At 67.4% G+C, this 3792-nt stretch carries 5 protein-coding genes; 1 reads left to right on the top strand and 4 read right to left on the bottom strand.

The genetic code is table 11. The features are described from left to right. Positions 1–155 precede the first annotated feature (155 nt). From xerC to MJ785_RS20885, 3 genes are all read right to left on the bottom strand, one after another. On the bottom strand, positions 156–824 hold the full coding sequence (gene xerC, locus MJ785_RS20895; RefSeq protein WP_239312668.1) for a tyrosine recombinase XerC: 669 nt from the start codon (positions 822–824) through the stop codon (positions 156–158). 167 nt (positions 825–991) lie between these two features. Continuing rightward, positions 992–1192, bottom strand: coding sequence for a hypothetical protein (locus MJ785_RS20890; RefSeq protein WP_239312670.1), 201 nt, complete (start codon positions 1190–1192; stop codon positions 992–994). Next, on the bottom strand, positions 1189–1428 hold the full coding sequence (locus MJ785_RS20885; RefSeq protein ID WP_239382500.1) for a hypothetical protein: 240 nt from the start codon (positions 1426–1428) through the stop codon (positions 1189–1191). The genes MJ785_RS20890 and MJ785_RS20885 overlap by 4 nt, the downstream gene beginning before the upstream one ends. Positions 1429–1775: 347 nt before the next feature. Between MJ785_RS20885 and MJ785_RS20880 the strand changes: the two genes are divergently transcribed. Further along, positions 1776–3281, top strand: coding sequence for a hypothetical protein (locus MJ785_RS20880; RefSeq protein ID WP_239312674.1), 1506 nt, complete (start codon positions 1776–1778; stop codon positions 3279–3281). Positions 3282–3491: 210 nt separating this feature from the next. Here the strand turns inward: MJ785_RS20880 and MJ785_RS20875 are convergent. Next, a partial coding sequence (locus MJ785_RS20875; RefSeq protein ID WP_239382498.1) for a tetratricopeptide repeat protein occupies positions 3492–3792 on the bottom strand: 301 nt, incomplete at its 5' end.

Below are 3792 nucleotides of genomic sequence, written 5' to 3'. Positions count from 1 at the left end.
TGCGCGGCGAGGGTGAGGCCGGCGTGCCGGCAGTCGTGAAGGTGGGTGTTCTCGGCCACACCGACGATGCGGCACGCTCGACGCCACCAGGAACGGTTGTGCCGGCTTACCGGGTTGCCGTCCTTGGTCGTGAAGACGAGGCCACGGTCTTCCTTCTACGCGTGGTCGTGCATGTGGAGGACGACGATGCCGAGGATCGTTTCCGGGATGGGGATCGTCCGGGCGCCAGCGTCCGTCTTGGGCGGGCCGAAGTAGGGTTCCTCGCCGCCGCCTGGCTCGATGTACTGCCCTTCCTTCGGGTCGATCCTGATCTCGCGTCGGCGTAGGTCGACGTCCTTCCGCCGCGGTGCGGCCAGCTCTCCGGAGCGCATCGCCGTTGCCGAAGCCAGCCAGACGAGCGCCCGGTACCGTTCAGGCACGGCATCCGAGAGCGACCAGAGCTGATCGACGGTGATCTCGGGCCGTTTGGTTTCGCGTACGGCGCCCGCGCCCCTGATACGGCACGGGTTGCGATGGATGGGTCCGTCGTCCACAGCGGTAGTCAGGATGCCGCGAAGTAGGCGGTACGACGTGTCGACCGAGACGACGCCTCGTTTCCGCTCGGCCGCTTCCTTCATCAGGCCCGAGTACCATTCGCGGACGAGCCTGGTTGTTATGTCCGCGACGGAGACATCGCGGAACGTCGGGATAATCCGAAGGCGTAGTTGGCGGTCGTAAAGTTGCCGAACGCCAGGCCGAAGCGTTCCGGTTTCCATCCAGTGCGCCGCGAACTCTCCGAAGGCCTGTTGGCCAAGATTGGGGTCGATCCACGGTATCGGCCGCATCGAACAGCAGCTTGCGGACATGAGCCGCTGCCTGACCGCCGTCGAGAACCTCGTCACGACTCAGAGCGCCCACAGGTAAGGGGTCAGCACCCCGGCAACAGGCATTGCCGCCCGCCGGAATCCTGACCCCTTGGCCTTTGTCGCGGTCGCAGCCACACAACCGTCGTTCAGCCTGCTACAGACGTACTCTCACCCGGCTCCCATGGCGACACCAGCTCACCGACCGGCCGAAACACGAGCGTCACGTCAACATCACCGAATGCCTCCGCGAACCCCACCCCAGCTGGCAACGCCGCCCAGGCCCGCGCCACGTCCACCGGCCGATCCGCCGGATGGATCGTGACCGTGTACTCCCCACCGCCGGTCATCGGCCACCAGCCCGCCGCATCGACCGTGCCAGCGCCGCACCCAGCAACATCCGCCCCGGCGCCGGTGCCGAGACGGTGTCGACGAAGAAGAACAGCGGCGTCACCTGATAGTCGTGCCAACCGCTTTCCACCGCGAACAACTCCGCCGACGCCGGCGAATCAAACGTGATCGTCGTATCGCGGACCTGTCGTTCCCCGCCCGGCTCGAAACGCACCACACCGTAGAGGACAGGCATCCGTCCGCCCGTATTTCCGTCGCCTGTTGTGTTTTCCCCGGTTGCCGTCACCGGCCCCACCGTCCCGTCCCATCGGCTGTGTTAGACGCCGACCCGACCCCGCGGAGACAAACGCCCAACACGGGGCAGGGCCAGCTGTGGCACAGCCTCACGGCACAACACGAGCCAACGGAAGGGGACGTTCCCATGTGAACGTCCCCTGGCCTCAGCCGGCAATCCGTCAGCGACGGCAACACGCCCGCTCAATAGGTGAACTTTCCCTACCTGTCGGGCGTAATCCATGTACTGTCGGCGCCAGTCCTGCCACGAGACGTGTCCCCCTCTCCCGGCCGGAAGGTTGATCAAACATGTCGGCTTTTTCGCACGGCCCGTACACGGTGTCCGCACGGCTCCTTGCCCGCGAGGACATGCGCGCCGCTCTCGCCGCCCGCGACTTCGGCACCGCCTTCCGCCTGATGAAGAAGTACGACGCCGCCAGTCAGGACCGCATCGCCTCCGCGGTCGAGGGACTCGACCAAAGCCGCGTCAGCAAGATCGTGCACGGTCGGGACCGGGTGGCCTCCCTGGAACTAATCGAACGGATCGCGGACGGACTCCGCGTCCCCGGCCGGCTGCTCGGCCTGGCACCTCGCCCATGGGAACCCACTACACGCCCATCGCACACCCATCCAGAAGTGGTGGCGCCGGTAGTCGACAGCCGGTCGGTAACCGCCCAGCAGCCCGTCACCGACCCGGAAGCAACCGCTCAAGGACTCGTGTACGAACCCTCCCTGCGACGTACCCTGAGCAGGGTCGCAGAGCTCGGGAGGGCCGACGTGCGCCGACGGGACGTGCTCCTTCGTTCATCCTTCGTACTCGGCGCACTCGCCGGACCGAGCCGGGATTGGCTCCTGGCCAGCCTGGATGCCGCCGACTCCGGACGCACCGCCCGCGCGGACATGGACGCGATCCACTCCATCCGCACCATGTTCGGCGTGTTCCAGGAAATGGACGTCATCCAAGGCGGCGGCGACATCGCCCGACGCGCCGTCGCCCAGTACCTCACCGAACACGTCCTCCCCCTCTTGCAGGAATCCCATCCCGAGCCCGTCCGCCAGGCCCTCTTCGAAGTCGCCGCCGAACAGACCTACCTCGCCGGTTGGATGGCGTTCGACTGCGGCCAACACGGCATCGCGCAGCGCTATCTCATTCAGTCCCTGCGGCTGGCGGAGGCATCGGGAAACCGGATGCTCGGCGCCCACGTTCTCGCCGGTCTCTCCGATCAGGCAACCCAGCTCGGGCACCCCGGCGAAGGACTCCGTCTCGCCCGCGCCGGACGGCACGGCCTCCGCGGACTACGCGCCCCCGCCGCCCTCACCGACCTGTACGTGTTGGAAGCACGCGCGCTGTCGGGCCTGGGCCGTTCCACCGACACCGCCGCCACCATCGCGCAGGCCGAGAAGACCTTCGACCTCCTCAACCCGGCGAACGAACCCGAATGGGCCAAGTTCATCGACGAGCCCTACATCACCGGCGAGATCGCGAACAGCCTCCGTGACATCGGTGACCCCGCCGAAGCCCGCCGGTACGCCGGTCAGTCCGTCGAGGCCGCCCGCAAGCAGAACCGCGGCCGGCGCGGCGCGCTCAGCCAAACCGTTGTCGCGGTCAGCTTCACCCAACAAAACGACCTTGAAGGTGCCGTCACCGCCGGCCATCAGGCCATCGACATTGCCGCCGGAGTCCCCATCTCCGCCCGCTATGTCACGGCCATGACCGATCTACGGCAACGACTCGTTCCCTACCAGCACGACGCCAACGCCCGCGCGCTCCTCAGCCGTATCGACCGCACCGCCCTCGCGAGTAGCGCCGCCTGACACACGTCAGATAACCGTGGCTCTTCGATGGGGTCCGCCGTACATGCTCGCAGGAGTGGCAAGTCCGGCGATATACGTGCAGGCTGCCGAATTAGCCGTTTTAGGATCAAGACCGCGGTGCGAGCCGCCCCGCGCGACCGGCTGCGTGCGGCCTGCCGGCCGTGCTCGCCGGGCGCGTCGCCAGCCCGACGCCGTATAGATCACGGGCGGTCAGGGTTCTCTGTCACCTGGGTGGGATCCACCGCCCGAGAAACCGTCCGATGAACCGCGACGTTTCATGGTGCCGGCAAGATTGTCTCTGACCGTGGCCACGAGGGGGTGGTCGGGGCCCAGAACCCGCACCAGGTCGGTCAGGACCTGCTCGAACCGGTTGATGGCCTCCTCCACCCGCCCCGCCGTGCCATAGGTGCCGGCGAGGTTGTTCCGGGCGGCCAGGGTGTCGGGGTGATCGGGGCCGAGGACCCGCAGCCGGTCGGTCAGGACCTGCTCGCACAGGCCGATGGCCTCCTCC

The sequence above is a fragment of the Protofrankia sp. CiT1 genome (assembly GCF_917627335.1).
GTDB lineage: Bacteria > Actinomycetota > Actinomycetes > Frankiales > Frankiaceae > Protofrankia.
This window is presented reverse-complemented; position numbering and strand designations above follow the sequence as displayed.